The sequence below is a fragment of the Amycolatopsis sp. lyj-23 genome (genome assembly GCF_046549135.1).
Lineage (GTDB): Bacteria > Actinomycetota > Actinomycetes > Mycobacteriales > Pseudonocardiaceae > Amycolatopsis.
This window is the reverse complement of the sequence record NZ_JAJPWN010000001.1, coordinates 1-20985: the sequence shown is the minus strand read 5'-3', so window position 1 is coordinate 20985 and position 20985 is coordinate 1. Positions and strand designations below refer to the sequence as shown.

The window sequence follows — 20985 nt, the reverse complement described above, 5'->3', positions numbered from 1 at the left end:
CCGCACCCTTCCCGGAAAGGCAGAACCCGATGCGACTCAACAGGCCTACCGACCCCGACGCCATCGATCTGGACGCGGTGGACTTCATCGACTCGACGCTCTACGGCGACGGCGAACCGCACGCGATCTGGCACGCCATGCGCCGGCGCGACCCGCTGCGCTGGCAGGCCGTCGGCGACGAGCTCGGGTTCTGGTCGGTGACGAAGATGGCCGACGCGGACCTCGTGCTGCGCGACCACACGAAGTTCACCTCCCAGCGCGGCACGATGCTGTTCCTGCTGGGCAAGGACGACCCGGCCCGCGGGCGCCAGATGGCGGCCACCGACCCGCCGCGGCACACCCGCATGCGGGTACCGCTGCAGCGCGCGCTGGCGCCCAAGGCGATCGAGCGCTACCGCGAGGCGATCCGCGAAGAGGTGCGGCGGGTGCTGGCGCCCGCGTTGTCCGGTGAGCCGTACGACTTCGCCGCCAACATGATGGTCATGCCGATGGCCACCGCGGGCCGCATCATGGACCTGCCGCGCGAGGACTGGCCGCGGCTGACCCGGCTCACCGCGATGTCGATCGCGCCGGACGACCCCGAGTTCGCCGGCGAAGGCGGCGCGCAGGCCACGCTGGAGGCCGCGCACCGCGAGCTGTTCGCCTACTTCCACGACATCGTCCGCGCGCGCCGCCGCAACCTCGGCGACGACCTGATCAGCCTGCTGCTGACCATGGACGTCGAGGGCAGCTCCATCGAGGTCGGCGCCGTGCTCGCCAATTGCTACAGCCTGTTGCTGGGCGCCAACATCACTACTCCGTTCGTGCCGATCGCGGCACTGGACCACCTGATCGGCACGCCGCAGCTGCGGGACTGGATGAACGACCCGGACGCGCTGACCCTCGGCGTCGACGAGGCCGTCCGCTGGGCCTCGCCGGCCAACCACTTCATGCGGTACGCGATCGACGACGTCGAAATCCGCGGCAAGCAGATCTCCGCCGGCGACGCGGTCGTGGTGTGGCTCGGGGCGGCCAACCGCGACGAGGAGTACTTCGAGGACCCGTTCACCTTCGACTACCGCCGCAAGCCCAACAAGCACATCGCGTTCGGCATCGGGCCACACTACTGCGTCGGGCACTCGGTGGCGCGGCTGAGCCTGCGGACGCTGTTCGAGGAGCTGTTCACCACGTTCGAGGACTTCGAACCGGCCGGCGAGGTGCAGCACCTGCGCTCCAACTTCGTGGCCGGCATCAAGCACATGCCGATCGTCGCCCGCGTGCGCCAGGGCGCGCTGGCCGGGCTCGGCGGCTGAGAGGAGGCACCATGGTCCCCACACCACGCTGGCTGCTGCGCGAGCCGTCGGAGTCCGCCGCGGTCCGGCTGTTCTGCATCCCGTATTCCGGCTGCGGCGCGAGCATGTACCGCAAGTGGCCGCGGTTCCTCGGCGACGTCGAGGTCTGCGCGGTCCAGCTGCCGGGCCGCGAGAACCGGCTGCGCGAACAGCCCTACCGCACCTACGAGGCGATGGCCGACGACCTGGCGGAGGCGCTGCTGCCCTACCTCGACCGGCCGTTCGCGTTCTTCGGGCACTGCGGCTCGGCGCTGCCGGGCTACGAGACGACGGTCCGGCTGGCCGAACGCGGGTACCCGCTGCCCGCCCGGCTCTTCGTCTCGTCCCAGGTCGCCCCGCACCAGGGCCCGGCGGGCCGGTTCCTGGAGATGTCGGACGACGAGCTGAAGGTCGAGGTGCACGAGCTGATCGAGCAGCTGGGCGGCAAGGCGCTGCCCGACCTGGTCGAGCTGAGCGTGCGCATCCTCCGCGCGGACGTCGAGGCCAACAAGCGCTACCGCCCACCGGAACCGACGCTGCTGCCGGTGCCGATCAGCGCGCTGGGCTGGCGGCACGACGTCGAGGTCGACCACCGCCGGATGACCGGCTGGTCGGACTGCGGCCCGGCCACGTTCCACCTGCTCGACGGGCCGCACTACCGGTTCATGGAGGCACCGCCGGAGCTCATGCGGCTGCTCGCGGACGAACTGGCCGCGGCGGCGGCGGTCGCCTAGGCCGGCCGACGTCCGGAGGTCGTGAGTGGTACGTCGGGTTCTTGCCGTGGTGTCCACTCACGATCCCGGGTGGACCGGTCCGGTACCGGTGTCGTCAACGGTCCACTCACGACCGGTGGTCCTCAACGGATAGTGTGCCCGGCGTCGCGGAGCGTGGTCACGGCTTCGTCCAGGCGTTCTACGGGCACCAGTACGAGGTCACAGTGGAACGTCGAGGTGACGAAAACCGGGATCGCCGCCTCGCCGAGGGGGCCCACCACGGCCGCCAGCATACCCGGAAGGTCTAACCCGTGCGGGTCGTCGCCGTAGAGCCCGCGCCACTGTTCGACGGCGTCCGGATCGGCCTCCCGGATGACCGTCAACCCCTCCGGCGCGCGGACCATCGCCGTCCACGGCGCGTCCGGGGCGGGCGGTGCGGATCCGTTGGGAACAAAGCGGATTTCGTAGTGCTCCGGCAGGACACGCAGCTGCTGCCGAGCAAGATCCTTTGCCATGGCGGTGAGTCTAGAGTCCCCAGGCCACCGCCGGGGGCCCGCTGCCCCAGCGTGCGAGGTGCGCGTGGGACTGCTTGACTTGAAGTGGGCGCGAACCTCAGCATCGGATGAGATGCGCACTGGGTGGAAGATCTCTCCATCGTCCACGGGCCGGACACCGATGGCCGGGTCTTGGGGCGCTCGGCGATGGGGGAGGGACGTACACGCATGGAATTGAGGCTGCTCGGACCCGTGGAACTCGTCGCGGACGCCGGGCCGGTGGACCTGGGCGGCCCGCGGCAGCGCACGGTGTTGTCGGTGCTGGCGCTGAACAAGAACCGCGTGACACCGGTCGCGCGGCTCGTCGACGCGGTCTGGGGTGCCACGCCGCCGTCGACCGCGCGCAGCCAGGTCCAGATCTGCATTTCCGGTCTCCGCAAGGTGTTGGACGGCGTCGGCGCCGCCGCGGCGATCCAGACCCAGGCCCCGGGCTACCTGCTCGAACTCGACGACGCCGAGCTCGACAGCGCCCGGTTCGCCCGGATGGTCGCCGAGGCCAGGGAACTGAGCGCGGCCGGCAAGCTCGCGCAGGCCTCCGGCACGCTGCGCGGCGCGCTGGCGCTGTGGCGGGGTGCCGCGCTGACCGGCATCGACAGCGATGTCGTGCGCCGCGACGCGGTCCTGCTCGAAGACCACCGGATGGCCGCCGAGGAGGAACGCCTCCGCATCGACCTCGAGCTGGGCCGCCACGAGGAGATCAGCGGCGAGCTGCGCGCCCTGGTCGAGGCCCAGCCGCTGCGCGAGAAGCTGCACAGCTTCTTGATGCTGGCGTTGTACCGCTCGGGCCGCCAGGCCGAGGCGCTGCAGGTGTTCCGGCGGGCGCGGACCGTGCTCGTCGACGAGGTCGGCGTCGAACCCGGCGAAGAGCTGCAGGAACTCATCCGCGCGATCCTCAACCGCGATCCCGCGCTCGGCGCGCCCGAGACCACGCGGGCGCCGGTCCGCGAACCGGTCCGCCCGCCGCCGGAGGAGCCGCCGCCTGCGGTGCCGCGGCACCTGCCGGCCGGGATCGCCGACTTCACCGGGCGCGACACGCAGATCGCCGAGATCAAGGACCGGCTATCGGGCGAGCGGGACCCCTTCGCGGTGCGGATCGTGTCCATCGCCGGGCGCGGCGGGGTCGGCAAGTCGAGCCTGGCCATCCGCATCGCGCACGAGCTGGGCGACGCCTACCCGGACGGGCACCTCTACGCGGACCTGCGCGAGCCCGGCGACGACCGGACGCCGGAACTGCACGCCCGGTTCCTGCGCGCGCTGGGCGTGCTCGGCACGGCCGTGCCCGAAGACCGCCGGGAACGCGCGGAGATGTACCGCACGCGGACGGCGGGCAAACGGCTGCTGGTCGTCCTCGACGACGTGGCGGACGAGGAGCAGGTGCTGCCGCTGCTGCCGGGCAGCCCGAGCTGCGCGGTGATCGTGACCAGCCGGGCGCGGCTGTCCGGCCTGTCCGGCGCGCATTCGGTGGACGTCGACGTGTTCGACGCCGGCCAGGCGCTCGAGCTGCTGGTCCGGATCATCGGCCCGGACCGGGTGGCGGCCGAGCGCGAGGCCGCGGTCGAGCTGGTCGACTTCTGCGACGGGCTGCCGCTGGCCCTGCGCATCGCCGGGGCACGGCTGGCGTCGCGGCCGCACTGGCGCATCGGCGACCTCGTGCGGCGGCTCGGCGACGAGGCAGGCCGGCTCGACGAGCTGGCCCACCGCGGCATCGAGCTGCGGTCCAACATCGCGCTGACCTACCACAGCCTCGATGCCCGCGGGCAGCGGCTGTTCCGGCTGATCGCGCTCGTCGAGGCGCCCGACTTCCCGGCGTGGACGGCCGCGGCGCTGCTCGACACCGACCTGCTCGCCGCCTCGGAGGTGCTGGAGAGCCTCGTCGACGCCCAGGTGCTCGACACCGTCGTCTACCCCGGTGAACACGAGGTGCGGTACCGGTTCCACGACCTGATCCGCGTCTACGCGCGGGAACGCCTGCTCGAGTCGGAAACCGGCGAGGACCGGCACGAGGCGCTGACCCGGCTGCTGGGCGGGTGGCTCGAGCTGGCCGAGGACGCGCACCGGAAGGACTACGGCGGCGACTACACCGTGCTGCACGGCGACGCACCCCGCTGGCGCCCGCCGGGCGAGGCCGTACCGGTGAACCCGCTGGTCTGGTGGGAGACCGAGCGCCGCGCGGTGCCCGCGGCGATCCGGCAGGCCGCGGCCGCCGGGCTGGACGAGCTCTGCTGGGACCTCGCGCTGACGTCGGTGACGATGTTCGAGGCCAAGGGCTACTTCGACGAGTGGCACGAGACCTCGCGGCTGGCGCTCGAGCTGGCCGAGCGGGCGGGTAACGACCGCGGCCGGGCCGCGATGCTCTACTCGCTCGGCAGCCTGCACCTCGCGCAGCGGCGGCTGGAGAAGGCCGAGGAGTGCTTCGCCGAGGCGCTGACGATCTTCGCGCGGCAGGGTGCGGACCACGGGCGCGCGCTGGTGCTGCGCAACGCGGCCTTCATCGACTGGCTGCGCCGGGACCGGGTGGCCTCGCTGCGGAAGTACGACGAGGCACTGGACCTCATGCGTGCGGCCGGCGACCGGATCGGCGCCGCGCACGTGCTGTGCAACCTGGCGAGGATCCGGATCGACGACGGCGCCGAGTCCCACGCCACGCACCTGCTCGACGAGGCGCTGGCGATCAGCAGGCACGCGGGCTGCCTGCGGGTCGAGGCGCAGGTGCTCTACCGGTTCACGGAGCTGCACCTGCAGGCGGACAAGATCGACCTGGCGCGCGCGGCGCTGCACCGGGTGCTGCGGATCGTGCGCCAGATCGGCGACCGGGTCGGCGAGGCGTACGCGTTGCACGGCCTCGGCCTGGTGCGTTACCGCGAAGGGCGGCTGGACAACGCCGAGGCGACGCTGGCGCACGCGCTGGTCGCGGCCCACGGGGTCGGCGAGCTGTTCGTCGAGGCGCGGATCCGGTTCACGCTCGGGGAAATCGCCCAGGCGAAGGGCGACGACGAGGTCGCGCAGACCCAGCTCAGCACCGCGGCCGAGCTGTTCGAACAGCTCGAATCGGCGGTGTGGCAGGCGAAATCGCTGGTCCTCCTCTCGGAGATCCACGTCGCCGGCGGCGACGCGAACCTGGCGCAGAAGGAGGCGGAGCAGGCCGCCCGGCTGCTCCCGGGGCCGGCGGTCGCCTGATCGGCGTGCTCGCCCGGCCGGCTCCCGGGGCCGCGGTCGGCCCCGGTCCCCAGTAGTACCGAGGCTCAGGCGGGCGCCGGGCCCGGCGCAGGCGTCCAGTGGGTGTCGCCCGGGTCCGCGGCCGACCAGTGCGTGTCGCCGGTGCCGGCGGGCACGCCCCAGTGCGTGTCGCCCGGGTCGCCCGGGGCCGCGGCCAGCAGGCCGGCGACGGCCAGTGCGCCGAGCGCGACCGTGATCTTCGAGCGGATGCCGTTCATGGGCTACCTCCGTGGTGGGTTCGCCGGTTCGGTGGCTCACCCAGTCCAGGCGGCAGTCCTATCGATCCGGCGCGGCTGGGCTATCCGTCACCGATAGCGGCCGGATAGGCGACCGGAGGCGCGGCGCCGGAGCGTACTTCCCGTGACCACCGAAGGCGAGCGAGGCGGACCGCGGATCCCGCGGCTGGGCATCGACCAGCTCTGGACGGCGTTCGAGGCCATCGACCTCCTCGGCGTCCTGTCCGACGAGCTGACCGGCGCCGCGTGGGACGGCGCCGGGCGCTGCCGCCTGACCCCGGAGGACGGCGGTCCCGGGAACGGCGATCCCGGGAAGGACGTCGTGCTCGAAGACCTGCACGCCGGGATCAGCAGGCTGCTGCCGGTGCCGGTGCTGCGCGCCTTCCGCGCCGCCGCGGTGACGACGCTGGTCGCGCGGCGGCTGCTCGTGCCCGGGGTGGTGCTCGGCGGCGTCCTCGGCGCCGGGCTCGCCGCGCAGGTGCACATCGCGGTGCTCGCGCGGTTCCTGCCCGACGTCAGCCACGTGACGGTGTGCACCTGCACCGGCCTGCCCTCGACGCGGATCCTGCCGCGGCTGCTGGACCAGCTGGACCTGAGCGGGATCGGGCTTTCGGTGACCGACGACGCACGCGAGGCGGTGCTGGGCGCCAACCTCGTGGTCGCGCCGCCCGGCGGTGGCGGGTTCGCCGGCATCGGCCTGCCCGCCCGGGGAGCGGTGCTGGTCAACTCGTCCGGCCACGCGCTCGCGGCCGAGGTCGCCGGCCGGGTCGACCAGGTCTACGTCGACGACCCGGCGCGGACCGCCCGGCACGAATACCGCGACGCCGTCGTCGCCGGGCTCGGTGAGCTGATCACCGCGCACGGCCTGCGGCGCCGCGCGGACGACATCCTGCTCGCCGAGCTCGCCGGCGCGGACGTCCTCGACGTCCGGCTGGCCTGGGAGGTGCACCGGACCGCGCTCGAGCGGTCGCGGTGAACGAGGAGTTCCGCCCACTGGAGAAAGGGAAAGTGCGATGACCGAAGCGGTAGCGGAAGAGTACGAAGTCGTGGTCAACACCGAGGAGCAGTACTCGATCTGGCGCACCGGACGGCAGGTGCCGGCCGGCTGGCGAACGGTCGGCAAGAGCGGCACGCGCGAGGACTGCCTGGGCTACATCGAAGAGAACTGGACCGACATGCGCCCGCTTTCGGTCCGCCGCGGCTGACCGCCGCCTGGGGAGGTGGATCACATGTCGGCTGACCTGTGGCGGGTACTCGACCGGCACCGCAAGAACCCCGGATTCGCCGGGCGGGAGGCGGAGCTGACGGCGCTGACCGGCCTGCTCGGCCCCCGTCCGGCGGGGGTCCGGCTGGTCGCACTGACGGGACCGGCCGGCATCGGCAAGACACGGCTGTTCGCGCAGTGGTGGGAGCAGTTGCCACCGGGCGGGCACACCGTGGTCGCCGGCCGGGCCGAGCGCGCGGCCCCGCCGTTCGAGGTGTTCTCGGACGCGCTCGACGGCTGGCTGCGCCAGCTGCCCGAACCACCGCTGGACGAGGACGGCATGGCCCGGCTCGGCGGGATCTTCCCGGCGCTGCCGGGCCGGCGGCCCGCGTCCGGCGGCGGGCGGGCCGACGCCGTGTTCGCCGCGGTCCGCGACCTGCTGGTGCGGGCCGCCGGGCCCGGCGGGCTGGTGCTGTTCTGCGACGACATGCACTGGGCGGACCCGCACTCGCTGGCCCTGCTGGAGTTCCTCTGCCGGGAACCGCTCGCCGTGCCGATCCTGATCGTGCTCGCCTACCGGCCCGCCCAGGCCGGGGCCGGGCTGGTCGCCGTGACCGAAACGGCGCGGCACCACGGCGTCCTGCACGCACTGGAACTCGACGGGCTCGCCGAGGCCGAGGCGGACCGGCTGCTTTCGCCCGGGCTCGACGTCCCGTCCCGTCGCGCGCTCTACCGCGAAGGCGGCGGCAATCCCGGCCTGCTGCGGGCGCTGGCGGGCGCCGAGCCGCCCGCCGGGTACCTGGGCAGCGCCGAGCTGCGGACCGGCCTGCCGCCGGTGCTCACCGACGCCCCGGCGGGCGACCTGAGCCGGTTGTCCCGCGAGGCCTGGCCGACCGCGCACGCCGCGGCGGTGTGCGGCGACCCGTTCGACCCGGCGATGGCCGGGTGGGTCGCCGCGGCCGAGCCGGACCAGCTTCGGGACAGCCTCGCCGAGCTGCGCCGCTGCGGCGTCCTCGAACCGGCGCCGGGCGGCCGGCTCAGTTTCCGCGACCCGGTGCTGCGGGCGGGTGCGTACCACGCCTCCGGCAGTGCCTGGCGCCGCGACGCGCACGCGCGGGCGGTGTCCTGGCTGGAACGGGCCGGTGCCGGTGCGGAGGCACGGGCGCAGCACCTGGAACACATCGCCGTCACCGGTGACGCGGCGAGCGCGCACGTGCTCGCCGAAGCGGCGCGTGACACGCTGTCGCGTTCGCCGGGCCGGGCCGCGCGCTGGCTCGAACGGGCCGCGCAACTGCGGCGCGACGAGCCGGCCGGGGCGGACCGGCTCGCGCTCGGCCAGGCCCTGACCTACAGCGGCCGGTTCGCCGAGGCCGAGCGGGTGCTCCTGACCGTCGACCTGCCGGAGGCACGCCGCTGGCGGGCGAAGGTCTACCGGTTCCTCGGGCGCTACAGCGAGGCGGCGCACGAAACCCGAGTCACGCAGCCGTCCGCGGGCCTGCGCGCGGAATTCCTGGCCACCGCGATGGAAACGCACGGCTGGCGGGACGCCACCCCGGCGGACGCCCTCGCCGGCGAACCTTCGGCGGCCGAGGCGGCGGCGTGCAGCCTGCTCGCGGCGGCCTGGGGACGGCTCGACCGGCGTGACGGCCTGGCGCACCGCACCGAGCGGGCGAGCGCGCTGGTCGACCGGCTCGGCGACGAGAACCTGGTGCCGGAGCTGGAAACCCTCCGCTGGCTCGCGGAGGCGGAGTGGCGGGTCGGGCGGCCGGGAGACGCGGTCCGGCACCTCGCCCGCGGCCGCCGGCTGGCCAGTGAGTTCGGGCAGCACTTCCTGCGCAGCCGGTTCTCCGCGGGGCTGGGCCGGCTGGCGCTGGCCGCGGGCGACCTGGCCGCGGCCGCGTACCACACCGAAGAAACCGTGGGCTGCGCGGAAATCCTGGCCAGCCCGGCGTTGCTGGTCGAGGCGCAGGTCCTGCGCGCCGGCCTGGGCGTGGCCACCGGCGACGTCGAGACGGCCGTGCTGTACGCCCAGCGTGCGGTCGAGTTCGCGAGCCGGCTGGAGGACGCGAACCTGGACCTCGCGCGGCGGACGCTGCACCAGGCCCGGACGGCTCGTGCGGAACCCAGCGCCGCTTCGCACACGCTCAAGCTGCTCAGCCACCGCGAGGAGCAGATCGCGTTGCTGGTCAGCGAAGGCCGCACGAACCAGCAGATCGCGCGCGAGCTCGACCTGAGCCACAAGACGGTCGAGACCTACCTGGGGCGGATCTTCAAGAAGCTCGGCATCTCGGCTCGCACGCAGGTGGCCCACCTCGTCGGCGTGGCGGGCGGCTGAGGAGGAACCGGGGGTGCCGCGGCCCGGCCGCGGCACCCCCGGGCCCGTCACCCGGCGAGCGCGACCCAGATCGCCGAGGCACTCGCGATCGCGGTGCCCCCGGCGTCGTAGAGCGTGGAGGTGTTGTGCGCGGTACGCCCGGTGCGGCTGTCCTGGTGGGCGACGACGACGTACTTCCGGCCGGGAACCGGGAGTTCGTCGATCGTGGCCGTCATCCGGCCCAGCAGCAGCGGATCCGCGCGGGGGTCGGTCGTCCAGCCGCCGGGGCAGTCGAGCGCGCTCCACACGATCTCCGCGGGCACGCGGCCGTCCGGGCCGGCCAGCGCGTCGCCGGGTTCCCAGGTGCACGCCACGGTCGCGGGGCGGTCGGCGACCGGCGCCGGGGTCAGGCACAGGCCGTCCGGTTCGTGCCGGTCGACGCCGCAGGCGAAACACGTCGGGAACGGGTGGCCTTCGCGCCCGGCGTAGGCGGAGGCGTTCGCCTCGGCCTCGTCCGGGGGCACCGGCGCCACGGCGTCCACGGCCTCGGTGGTGCCGACCGCGGTGGCGATCAGCGTTTCGCCGTGCCACACGTGCCGTCGCTTCCCGGCCTCGCGCAGCTCGAGCCCGGTGCCGAGCGGCACCGGCGCGTGCAGGGTGACCGCGTGGCGTCCGGGCAGCGCGCCCGCGATGAGACCGCACGCGTAACCGCCGTTGGCCGACCCGGGCGGCCCGTTGAATCGTCCGTCGATGGCAAAAGTGGGCATGCCGGCTCCGATGCTCGCCGAAGGGGCGGGAAATTCTCGTCGACCGTACTCCCGGGCGGGGCCCGGACGGTGTCAGGGAATGTCCCGACTGTTCGCGCGACCGGGGTGAGGAGATGCTTTTCCCGCCGAATCACCGTGGTTCTCGCCGCCTTCGATTTTTCGGCGATTCCAGGCGGCATTCGTGCAGAGCGCGCCGCGCTCGATTTCTCGAGGAGGCAGTAGAGTGAGTGTGACTGCGGACAAAGCGGCTCCCGGTGGTTTCCGGGATTCGCTCGACGAGCGGGGCGGCACCCCGTGCCTTTCGCTGACGGTGGACGAGCGCGCGGAGATCGCGGAGCTGACCGAAGTGCTCCTGAACGATCCCTTTTCCGGCGAGCCGGAGCAACGGCTGCACGAGCTGGTACTGGCCGCGCACAGCCTGCCGGCCCGGCTGCGTTCGGTGCTCACCGAATTCCGGCTGACCGGCCGCCCGCTCGGCGGGCTGCTCATCTCCGGCCTGCCGGTCGACGACCTAGCGCTGCCGCGCACGCCGACCTCCTACACCGAGGTGCCCTACGGCCGCGAAGTCAGCCGTGCGGGCCTGATCCTGCTGCTGCTGGGATCGGCGCTGGGCGACCCGTTCTCCTTCGTGACCCAGCAGCAGGGCAAGCTGATCCTGGACGTCTTCCCGGTGCGCGGGCACGAGCAGGAGCAGCTCGGGTCCAGCTCGACGGTGAACCTGGAGTGGCACAACGAAGACGCCTTCCACGAGCACCGCGCCGACTGGCTGCTGCTGCTCGGCATGCGCAACCACGACGACGTCGCCACGACGTTCGCGCCGATCCAGGACATCCGGCTCGAGCCGGCGCACCGCGAGCTGCTCTTCCAGGAGCGGTACGTGATCCTGCCGGACGAGTCGCACTCGGCTTCGTTCAACGCCGCGACCACCGGGCTCGACGCCGACGACCGCATCTCCGAGGCGTTCGCCCGCGTGGCCGAGATGAACACCGAGCCGCGGAAGATCCCGATCCTCAGCGGCGACCCGGACGCGCCGTTCGTGCGCATCGACCCGGCGTTCATGCAGCCGCTGGAGGACCCCGAGGCGCAGCAGGCGCTCGACATGGCCATCGACGCGATCGACGCGCGGCTGCGCGACGTCGTGCTCTACCCCGGCGACCTGATGATCGTCGACAACAAGCGGGCCGTGCACGGCCGCCGTCCGTTCAAGGCGCGCTACGACGGCACCGACCGCTGGATGCGGCGCATCAACGTCACCGCCCACCTCCGCAACTCGGCCGGACGCCTGCACGGTCCCCTCGGCCGCGCAGTGCTCTAGGGAGCGAACCGAACCATGAGCCCGGACAGCTGGAACGCGGTCCTCGCGCGGCACGCCCGGCGGGAGCCGGCGAAGACCGCGTTCACGCACCTGCCGGACGACCCGGCCGCCCCGCCCCGATCGCTGGGCTACGGCGAACTCGACCGCCGCGCCCGCGGCGTGGCCGCGCTGCTGGCCGAGCGCGGTCACGCGGGCGAACCGGTGCTGCTGCTGTACCCGTCCGGGCTCGACTACGTCGTCGCCTTCTTCGGCTGCCTGTACGCCGGCTGCGTCGCCGTGCCGGCCTACCCGCCCAACCGGCGGGCGGCGTCGGCCGAGCGGATCGCGGGCATCGTCGCCGACAGCGGCGCGCGGGCGGCGCTCACCGACGGCAGGCTGCTCGAACGGCTCGGCCCGATCGGCGTCGAGCTCATCAGCACCGAAGAGCCCGGCGAAGGACAGTGGTGCGACGAGACCGTCGACGCGAGCTCGGTCGCTTTCCTGCAGTACACCTCGGGGAGCACGGGCGAGCCGAAGGGTGTCGTGCTGACGCACGGCAACCTGCTGGCGAACGCGGCGCTGACCGCGGAGTCCTTCGGGACGTCGGGGGACACGACGGTGGTGTCCTGGCTGCCGATGTACCACGACATGGGCCTCATCGGCTCGCTGCTCGGGACCGTCTACTGTGGAGGATCGTGCGTGACGCTGTCGCCGGCGTCGTTCGTGCGCGAGCCGATCCGCTGGCTGCGGGCGATCGGCGACTACCGGGCGACCGCGTCGGGCGGGCCGAACTTCGGCTACGACCTGTGCGCCGAGCGGATCACCGCCGAGCAGCGGGAGACGCTCGACCTGAGCAGCTGGCGGGTCGCGTTCAACGGCGCCGAGCCGTTGCGCGAGGACACGATCCGGACCTTCGCGGACACCTTCGCGGACACCGGGTTCGACGCGCGGGCCATGACGCCGTGCTACGGCCTGGCCGAGGCCACGCTGATGGTCTCGGCGAAACCGGCGGGCACCGACCTGGTGGTCGACACCCGCGGCGCGGCCGCGGTGGTGGGCTCCGGGCGTCCGGTGGCGGCGGGGCACCGGCTCGAGATCGTCGATCCGGCGACGGCCACGCCGTGTCCGGACGGGACGGTCGGTGAGATCTGGTTCGCCGGGCCGAGCGTGGCCGCGGGCTACTGGAACCGGCCGGAGCAGACCGGAGCGACGTTCCGCGCGCAGCTGACCGGCGAGGAGACGCCGTTCCTGCGCACCGGCGACCTCGGCTACCTCGACGGCGGCGAGCTCTACGTCACCGGCCGGGCCAAGGACCTGCTGATCATCCGCGGCCGCAACCACTACCCGCAGGACATCGAACGCACCGTCGAGGCGAGCCACCCCGCACTGGTCCGCGGCGGCGGCGCGGCCTTCGGCGTCACCGCCGACGGCACCGAGCGGCTCGTCGTGGTGCACGAGGTGGGTCGCGAACACCGCCACGACGACCTCTCGGCGGTCACGGCGGCAGCTCGGTCCGCGGTCGCGGCCGCGCACGAGGTGCAGCCGCACGCCGTGGTGCTCATCCGGGCCGGCACGCTCCCGCGGACCTCCAGCGGGAAGGTCCGGCGGCAGGCCTGCCGGGCCGCGTTCCTCGACGGCGAGCTCGCGGAGCTGGCCGTCGCGACCTCGAGCGCCGTCGCGGCGACGGCGACTCCCGCCGCCGCGCGGCTGGGCGCGGACATCGCCGCGCTGCTCGGCCGGGCACCGGACGACGTCACGACCGGCGTTCCGCTGCTGGAGCTCGGCCTGGACTCGGTGGACAGCGTCCGGCTGGCCCACTGGCTGCACACCGAGCACGGCGTGCGGATCGACGCCGAAGACCTGCTGGACACCACCGTCGAACAGATCGCCGCGGCACCGGCCGGCCCGCGGTCGGCCGAGGCGGCCGCCGAGCCGGCGGGCGACCACCCCCTGTCCGCGGGCCAGCAGTCGCTGTGGTTCGTCGAGCAGCTCGATCCGGGCAACCCGGCGCACATCGTCGGTGCGGCGGTCCGGGTCCGCGGGGACCTCGACGTCGCCGCGCTGGAGCGGGCCCTCAGCGCGCTCAGCGAGAGCCAGGCGTCGCTGCGCACCACGTTCCCGGTCGTGGCCGGCGAGCCGGTGCGGCGGGTGCACGTCGAACTGGCCCCGGAATTCGAGCACCACGAAGTGTCCGGTGTGGACGAACTGAGCCGGATCGCCCACCGGCCCTTCGACGTCGGAGGTGGGCCGCTGCTGCGGGTCGGCGTCGCCGGCCGAGGGGACGACGAGCGCTGGCTCGTCCTCGCGGCGCACCACCTCGTCGCCGACCTCTGGTCGATGGAAATCCTGCTGCGCGAGCTCGAAACGCTCTACCGCGACCTGCGGCCGCTCGCCGTGCGCGGCACGCAACCGGTCTTGCCGTCCGAGGCGGAAACCGAGGCGCTGGAGGAATTCTGGCGCGAACAGCTGTCCGGCGCGCCCGCGCGGCTCGACCTGCCGGGTGCGCGGCCGCGGCGGGCCGGCCGCCCGCGCGGGGACCGGCACGAGCTGACCGTCGACGCCGAACTGCTCGCGCGGCTCGAGGACCTCGCGCGGGAGCAGCAGGTGACGTTGTACGACGTGCTGCTCGCCGCCTACCAGCTCACCCTGAGCCGCGACGCCGGTGTGTCCGACGTCGTCGTCGGGTCGCCGGTGCACGGCCGCGACGAGCCGGGCGCCGCCGACGTCATCGGCTACTTCGTGAACATGCTGCCGCTGCGGGGCCGCTTCCGCCCGGAGCAGCCGCTCGCCGACGTCCTCCGTCGGACGCACCGGACCACGACCGACGCCCGGCGCCACGCCGGGCTGCCGTTCGCCACGCTCGTCGAGCGCCTCCGGCCCGAACGCGACCCCGGCACGACGCCGTTCTTCCAGGCCGTGTTCACCTACCAGCCCGGCCCGCTGGGCGCGCTGGCGCTCGGCCGCGGCGAGGCCCGGCTGCCGTTCGCGGACCTGGAGCTGTCCCCGGTCCCGCTGCGCCACGACTCGGCGCAGTTCGACCTGCTCCTCACCGTCGGCCGCGTGGGCGCCGAACTCGGCGGCACCCTGGAGTTCGACGCCGATCGCTACGACCGCGCCACCGCGCAGCGGCTCGCCGGGCGGTTCCGGGCGACCCTGGCGGCCTTCGCGACCGGGACGGCCGCGGTGGCCGAGCCGGCCGTCGTCCTGCCGCGCGAGCTGACCCACGGCGCCGAGCCCGGTGCGGCGAAAGCCGCGCACGAGCTGTTCGCCGAGCACGCGGCCGCGGCTCCGCACGACATCGCGGTGTCGTGGGACGGCGGTGAGCTGACCTACGCCGAACTCGAATCGCGCGCCAACCGCCTCGCCCACCGGCTGCGCGCCGCGGGCGCCGGTCCCGAGCGGCTGGTCGCGATCTTCCTGCCGCGTTGCGCCGAATGGCTCGTGTCGGTGCTGGCGGTGTTCAAGGCGGGCGCGGCCTACCTGCCGCTCGACCCGGCCCACCCGGCCGAACGGGTGTCCTACGTCCTCGCGGACAGCGGTGCCGCGGTGCTGATCACCCGCGCCGGGGCACCGGAGTTCGACGGGGTGGTGCTCGACCTCGACACCGAAGACCTGACGCGGCTGCCCGAGCGGTTCGACGCCGGTCCGGTCGACCCGCACCGGCTCGCCTACGTCATCTACACGTCCGGCTCGACCGGACGGCCGAAGGGCGTGCTCGTCGAGCACGGCTCGCTGGCCAACCTGATCGCCGGGATGCCGATGTTCGGCTTCGGCGACGGCGAGCGGTGGACGCTGTTCCACTCGACCGCGTTCGACTTCTCCGTCTGGGAGACCTGGGGTGCGCTGGCCCGCGGCGGCACGGTCGTCGTGGTCGGGCCGGACGCGGCCCGCGACCCGCAGGCGTTCTGGGACCTCGTCCGGCGCCACCGCGTGACCGTCCTGTCCCAGACCCCCGCGGTGTTCGCGCTGCTCACCGGGGCCGCACCGGACCGGCTGGCCGAACTGGACCTGCGGCACATCGTGTTCGGCGGCGAGAAGCTCGAGGCGGCCCAGCTGACCGACTGGTGGGCCCACGGCAACGGCACCGCGCGGCTGTCCAACACCTACGGCATCACCGAGGTGACCGTGCTGCTGAGCGACGGCCCGGTCGCCGCGGACGCCGCCGGCCCGCCGCCGCTCGGCCTGCCGATGGCGGGCACCGAGCTGCACCTGCTCGACGAGCACGGCGAGCCGGCCGGCATCGGCGTCACCGGCGAACTGCACGTCGGCGGTCTGGGCGTGGCGCGCGGTTACCTCGGCAAGCCCGCGCTGACGGCGGAGCGGTTCGTGCCGCACCCGTCCCGGCCCGGCGCACGGCTCTACCGCTCGGGCGACCTGGCCCGGCGCAACGCCGACGGCTCGCTCGACTACCTCGGCCGCACCGACCACCAGATCAAGATCCGCGGCCACCGCATCGAGGCGGGCGAGGTCGAGGCGGCGCTGGAGGAGCTGCCCGGCGTGCGCCAAGCGGTCGTGGTCGCCGGCGACGACGCGGCGGGGCAGCGCCGGCTGGTCGCCTACCTCGCGGGCACACTGTCCGAAGTGGACGTCCCGGTCCTGCGCGCCCGGCTGGGCGTGCGCCTGCCCGGCTACATGATCCCGGCCCGGTTCGTGCCGCTCGCCGAGTTCCCGCTGACCGCCAACGGCAAGATCGACCGGGCCGCGCTGCCGGACCCGGGCCGGGACGCGGGGGAGTACGCCGAGCCGTCGACCGAGAGCGAACGCCGCCTGGCCGAGCTGATCGGCGGCATGCTGAAGGCGCCTCGCGTCGGCGCCCACGACGACCTGCTCGCGCTCGGCGGCCACTCGCTGATGGTGGCGCGGCTGGCCCTGCGCATCCAGGACGTCTTCGCGGTGGACATCCCGCTGCGGGAGCTGTTCACCGAGGAGATCACCGTGGCCAGGATCGCCCGGCTGGTCGACGCCGCGGTGGCCGCCGGCGCGACGGCGGCACCGGCCCGGCGGATCGGCCGCGCCGACCGGGCCCGCTACGCCGCCGGGACTTCCGGCGACCGGCTGAGCCTGCCCGACGGCCTGCGCCGCACCCGCGCCGAATCGAATGGGAGAGCATGATGTCAGCACAGCCGTCCGCCATCTTCCCGGTGAGCCCCGCGCAGGAGGCGCTGTGGGTCCTGGAACAGCTCGTACCGGGCACGGCGGCCTACCACATCCCGGTCGCGCTGCGGCTGCACGGCTCGCTGGACCGCGCCGCGCTCGGCCGGGCGCTGTCCGCGGTGGCCGCGCGGCACGAAATCCTGCGCACGTCGTTCGGGGAGGTCGAGAACCAGGCCGTCCAGCTCGTCGTGGACGCCGTCGAGATCACCGTCGCCGAGGTCGACCTGAGCGCCACGCCGGAGGAGCTGGACGGACGGCTCGAGGCCGAGGCCGCGCGCCCGTTCGACCTCGCCACGGCACCGCTGCTGCGGGCGACGTCCTTCCGGCTGGCCGGCGACGAGCAGGTCCTGCTGCTCACCGTGCACCACCTGGCCGCCGACATGTGGTCGCTGGGCCTGCTGATCGCCGAGCTGTCCGCGGCCTACGCGGCCGAGACCGGCGGAGCACCCGTGGCGGCGGACGAACTCCCCCTGCAGTACGGCGACTTCGCGGTGTGGCAGCACGAGCAGCTCACCGACGCGGCGGTCGAAACCCTGGCCGCCCACTGGCGTGAACGCCTGGCGGGCGCGCCGGGACTGCTGGAGATCCCGGCCGACCGGCCGCGCCCGGCCGTGCTGAGCTTCCGCGGCGACATCCTGCCGGTCACGCTGCCGGCCGCGACGTCGGCGAAGGTCGCCGAGCTGGCCCAGCGGCGCGGCGCGAGCCCGTTCATGGTGCTGCTCGCGGCGTTCCAGGCGGTGCTGGCCCGCCACACCGGCGGTGAGGACATCGTCGTCGGCACCCCGGTTTCGACGCGGGAGGCCGACACCGAAGACCTGATCGGCTGCTTCGTCAACACCGTGCCGCTGCGGACGTCGCTGGCGGGCGACCCGAGCTTCGGCGAGCTGGTCGACCGGGTCCGCGAGGTCACCCTCGACGGCGTGCAGCACCGCGACCTGCCGTTCCCGAAGCTGGTCGAGCAGCTGCGCGTGCCGCGCGACCTGAGCTACAACCCGGTGGTGCAGGCGATGTTCGTGCTGCAGAACGCGCCGCTGCCGACGCCGGAACTCGCGGGCTTGAGCGTGACGCCGGTGCACGTGTCGCGCGGCGCCTCGCAGCTGGACCTGGACCTGCAGCTGTGGCACGACGGCGAACGGTTCGAAGGGTTCGTCGAGTACAGCACCGACCTGTTCGAGGCGGCCACGATCGGACGGCTGTGGGACCACCTGGTCGTCCTGCTGTCCGCGGCGCTGGCCGACCCGGACACCCGCCTGTCGCGGCTGCCGCTGCTGACCGCCGCCGAGGAAGAGCGCGCGGTCGTGACGTGGAACGACACTGCCGCGCCCGGTCCGGACGGCTGCCTGCACGAGCTGGTCGAGCGGCAGGCCGCACGCACTCCGGACGCGGACGCCGTGCTCTGGTCCGGTGGCAGGCTCGGCTACCGGGAGCTCGACACCCGGGCTGACGCCGTGGCCGCCCGGCTGCGCGAACTCGGCGTCGGCCCCGACGTCCTGGTCGGCGTGTGCGCCACCCGGACCGCGGCGATGGTCACGGCGCTGCTCGGGGTGCTCAAGGCGGGCGGCGCCTACCTGCCGCTCGACCCGGGCTACCCGGCCGACCGCCTGGAGTACATGATCACCGACGCGCGCCCGCTCGTCGTGCTCACCGACGACACGGCCGTCGCGCTGCCCGAAGGCACCCGCCTGCTCCCGCTGAGCGAGATCACCGGGTCCGCACCCGCCGGCGCTTCCGTGACGCGGCCCGGCGATCCGGCCTACGTCATCTACACGTCCGGGTCGACCGGGCGGCCGAAGGGCGTCGCCGTGCACCACGCGGGCGTGGTCAACACGCTGGCGCACCTGACCGCGGCCCACGGGATCGGACCGGGCGACCGGATGGCGAACGTCTCGCCGATCAGCTTCGACCTCTCGGTCTTCGAGCTGTTCGGCGCGCTGACCGCCGGCGCGGCCGTCGTCCTGCCCGACGCCGGGCGCGCCACCGACCCGGCGCACTGGCGGGAGCTGCTCACCGCCTTCGGGCTCACGGTCTGGGGCTCGGCGCCCGCGCTGCTCGAGGCGCTGGTCGGCGAGCTGGAACGCGAGGCGGCGACCCACCCGCTGCGGCTCGCGGTGGTCGCCGGCGACGTGCTGCCGCTGGGTGTACCCGGCCGCGCCGACGGCGTGTTCCCCGGGCTGACGCTGCTCAACTACGGCGGCCCGACCGAGACCACCATCTACTCGATCGGCGCGCCGGTGGGTGAGGTGGATCCGCAGTGGACGGCCATCCCGTACGGCAGGCCACTGCCGAACACGCGGGTGCTGATCCTCGACGACCGGCTGCGGCTGCTCCCGGTCGGCGTGCCCGGGCAGCTCTACCACGGCGGCACCGGGATCGCCCGCGGCTACCTCGGCCGGCCCGCCCTCACCGCCGAACGGTTCGTCCCGGACCCCTACGCCGAGGACGGTTCGCGGCTCTACGCCTCCGGCGACCTCGCGCAGTACCGCGAAGACGGCCAGGTCGAGCTGCTCGGCCGCATCGACCACCAGGTCAAGATCCGCGGGTTCCGGATCGAGCTCGGCGAGGTCGGGGTCACCCTGGACCGGCACCCGGCGATCGCGGAATCGGTCGTGGTGGCCGCGACGGACCCGGGCGGGCCCGAGAAGCGGCTGGTCGCCTACTACGTCCCGGCGGGCGCCGAAGAGCCGCCGGTCGCGGAGCTGCGCGCCCACCTCAAGCAGGCCCTGCCGGACTACATGGTGCCCGCGGTCTTCGTGCCGCTGGCGGCGTTGCCGTTGTCGCCCAACGGGAAGATCGACCGCAAGGCACTGCCGGACGCCGGCACCGAGCGGCCGTCGCTCGGCATCGAGTTCGTCGCGCCGCGCGATCCGGTGGAGGAGTTCATCTGCGGGATCTGGCACGACGTGCTGTCCGTCGACACGATCGGCGTGCACGACCACTTCTTCGAGCTGGGCGGGCAGTCGCTGCACGCGACCCAGGTCGTTTCGCTGCTGCGCGAGAACCTGCGGGTCGACGTGCCGCTGCGCACGGCGTTCGACGCGCCGACCGTGGCGCGCCAGGCCGACGCGGTGCGCGAACTGGGCGCCGGGGCGGCGGTCGACGTGACCGCCGTGGCGGAGACGGCGCTGCGGGTCGCAGAGATGTCCGACGAGGAAGTGCTGGCGCTGCTGGCCGCGGGGGAGCGGGCATGACGTTCCGGAACCCGGTGCGCCGCGTCGGCGCGCCCGGCGTCGCGGGCGAACGCGAGGCGCTGACGGCGTGGCTCGACTGGCACCGCGCCACGCTGCTGACCAAGCTGGACGGCCTGGCCGACGAGCCGCTGCGCCGGGCCGTCCTCCCGACGGGGCTGTCGCTGCTCGGCATCGTCCGGCACCTGGCGCAGGTCGAGCAGGGCTGGTTCGCGCTCGGGTTCGCCGGGCTCGACGAGCCGGTGGTGTTCGGCGAATCCGACGACGAGGACGCGTCGTTCCGCGTCGGCCCGGAGGAGACGACGGACGAAATCGTCGGCACCTACCTGCGGATGTGCGAGCGCAGCCGCGAGATCGTCGCGGCCGCGGAATCGCTCGACACCGCGGTTCCGGACGAGCGGCGGGGGAAGGTCGACCTGCGCTGGATCCTGATCCACATGATCGAGGAAACCGCCCGGCACAACGGGCACGCCGACGCCATCCGGGAACTCGTCGACGGCACCGTCGGAGACTGAAGGGAGCAGGCCATGCACGTGACCATCCAGCAGGAGCGGTGCGTCACCTCGGGCCGGTGCGCGTTCACCGCGCCCGAGGTGTTCACCCAGAACGACGACGGCCTGGTCGAGGTCCTGACCGAACGGCCCGCCGAGGACCAGCAGGGCGCCGTCCGCGAGGCGGCGTTCCTCTGCCCGGCGCTGGCCATCGAAGTCAAGGGGGACTGATGGTCGTCGTCAGCCGCATGGTCATCCGGTTCGCCGGCGATTCGGGTGACGGCATGCAACTGACCGGCGACCGGTTCACCTCGGACGCCGCGGTCTTCGGGAACGACCTGTCGACGATGCCGAACTTCCCGGCGGAGATCCGGGCGCCACAGGGGACGATCCCGGGTGTGTCGTCGTTCCAGGTGCATCTCGCGGACTACGACATCCTCACCCCCGGCGACCGGCCGGACGTGCTGGTGGCGATGAACCCGGCGGCGTTGAAGGCGAACCTCGGTGATGTCCCGCACGGCGGGACGATCATTCTGAACACCGATGA

At 73.7% G+C, this 20985-nt stretch carries 15 protein-coding genes; 12 read left to right on the top strand and 3 right to left on the bottom strand.

Annotated elements, in window-relative coordinates; translation table 11 throughout:
* The first annotated feature begins 29 nt into the window (after positions 1 to 29).
* Positions 30 to 1292: a cytochrome P450 gene (locus tag ACLJPY_RS00075; RefSeq protein WP_410585865.1), complete on the top strand. Its 1263-nt coding sequence runs from the start codon at positions 30 to 32 to the stop codon at positions 1290 to 1292.
* Positions 1293 to 1303: 11 nt separating this feature from the next.
* A complete protein-coding gene (locus ACLJPY_RS00070; RefSeq protein ID WP_410585864.1) occupies positions 1304 to 2044 on the top strand; it encodes a thioesterase II family protein in 741 nt (246 codons plus the stop codon).
* Positions 2045 to 2166: 122 nt separating this feature from the next.
* On the opposite strand, the gene ACLJPY_RS00065 is transcribed toward ACLJPY_RS00070, so the two are convergent.
* The gene (locus ACLJPY_RS00065; protein ID WP_410585863.1) at positions 2167 to 2538 is read right to left on the bottom strand and encodes an ACT domain-containing protein; all 372 of its coding nucleotides are present in this window, start codon (positions 2536 to 2538) and stop codon (positions 2167 to 2169) included.
* Between the two features lie 207 nt (positions 2539 to 2745).
* On the opposite strand from ACLJPY_RS00065, the gene ACLJPY_RS00060 reads away from it, so the two are divergent.
* The gene (locus ACLJPY_RS00060) at positions 2746 to 5754 is read left to right on the top strand and encodes an AfsR/SARP family transcriptional regulator (RefSeq protein ID WP_410585862.1); all 3009 of its coding nucleotides are present in this window, start codon (positions 2746 to 2748) and stop codon (positions 5752 to 5754) included.
* A 65-nt stretch (positions 5755 to 5819) separates the two neighbouring features.
* On the opposite strand, the gene ACLJPY_RS00055 is transcribed toward ACLJPY_RS00060, so the two are convergent.
* Entirely contained in the window at positions 5820 to 6011 is a 192-nt protein-coding gene (locus ACLJPY_RS00055; protein ID WP_410585861.1) for a hypothetical protein, read from the bottom strand.
* Between the two features lie 142 nt (positions 6012 to 6153).
* Between ACLJPY_RS00055 and ACLJPY_RS00050 the strand changes: the two genes are divergently transcribed.
* From ACLJPY_RS00050 to ACLJPY_RS00040, 3 genes are read left to right on the top strand one after another with little or no spacing between them, the layout of a single operon-like run.
* Positions 6154 to 7005, top strand: coding sequence for a hypothetical protein (locus ACLJPY_RS00050; RefSeq protein ID WP_410585860.1), 852 nt, complete (start codon positions 6154 to 6156; stop codon positions 7003 to 7005).
* A gap of 37 nt (positions 7006 to 7042) precedes the next feature.
* The gene (locus ACLJPY_RS00045; protein WP_410585859.1) at positions 7043 to 7234 is read left to right on the top strand and encodes an MbtH family protein; all 192 of its coding nucleotides are present in this window, start codon (positions 7043 to 7045) and stop codon (positions 7232 to 7234) included.
* 24 nt (positions 7235 to 7258) lie between these two features.
* A complete protein-coding gene (locus ACLJPY_RS00040) occupies positions 7259 to 9568 on the top strand; it encodes an AAA family ATPase (RefSeq protein WP_410585858.1) in 2310 nt (769 codons plus the stop codon).
* A 47-nt stretch (positions 9569 to 9615) separates the two neighbouring features.
* Here ACLJPY_RS00040 and ACLJPY_RS00035 read toward each other — a convergent pair whose 3' ends face one another.
* The gene (locus ACLJPY_RS00035) at positions 9616 to 10314 is read right to left on the bottom strand and encodes a hypothetical protein (RefSeq protein ID WP_410585857.1); all 699 of its coding nucleotides are present in this window, start codon (positions 10312 to 10314) and stop codon (positions 9616 to 9618) included.
* A gap of 223 nt (positions 10315 to 10537) precedes the next feature.
* On the opposite strand from ACLJPY_RS00035, the gene gntD reads away from it, so the two are divergent.
* The 6 genes from gntD to ACLJPY_RS00005 form a co-directional block, all read left to right on the top strand.
* The gene (gene gntD, locus ACLJPY_RS00030) at positions 10538 to 11629 is read left to right on the top strand and encodes a guanitoxin biosynthesis L-enduracididine beta-hydroxylase GntD (RefSeq protein WP_410585856.1); all 1092 of its coding nucleotides are present in this window, start codon (positions 10538 to 10540) and stop codon (positions 11627 to 11629) included.
* Between the two features lie 15 nt (positions 11630 to 11644).
* Entirely contained in the window at positions 11645 to 16720 is a 5076-nt protein-coding gene (locus ACLJPY_RS00025) for an amino acid adenylation domain-containing protein (RefSeq protein WP_410585855.1), read from the top strand.
* Positions 16720 to 19950: a non-ribosomal peptide synthetase gene (locus ACLJPY_RS00020; RefSeq protein WP_410585854.1), complete on the top strand. Its 3231-nt coding sequence runs from the start codon at positions 16720 to 16722 to the stop codon at positions 19948 to 19950. Before ACLJPY_RS00025 ends, ACLJPY_RS00020 begins: the two co-directional genes overlap by 1 nt.
* Positions 19947 to 20462, top strand: a complete 516-nt coding sequence (locus ACLJPY_RS00015) for a DinB family protein (protein ID WP_410585853.1) — start codon at positions 19947 to 19949, stop codon at positions 20460 to 20462. Before ACLJPY_RS00020 ends, ACLJPY_RS00015 begins: the two co-directional genes overlap by 4 nt.
* 12 nt (positions 20463 to 20474) lie before the next feature.
* Positions 20475 to 20669 carry a ferredoxin gene (locus ACLJPY_RS00010; RefSeq protein WP_410585852.1) on the top strand — a complete coding sequence of 65 codons (195 nt, stop codon included), beginning with the start codon at positions 20475 to 20477 and terminating at the stop codon, positions 20667 to 20669.
* Positions 20669 to 20985, top strand: a 317-nt coding sequence (locus ACLJPY_RS00005; RefSeq protein ID WP_410585851.1) for a 2-oxoacid:acceptor oxidoreductase family protein, incomplete at its 3' end; no start/stop codon positions are given. The genes ACLJPY_RS00010 and ACLJPY_RS00005, both read left to right, overlap by 1 nt.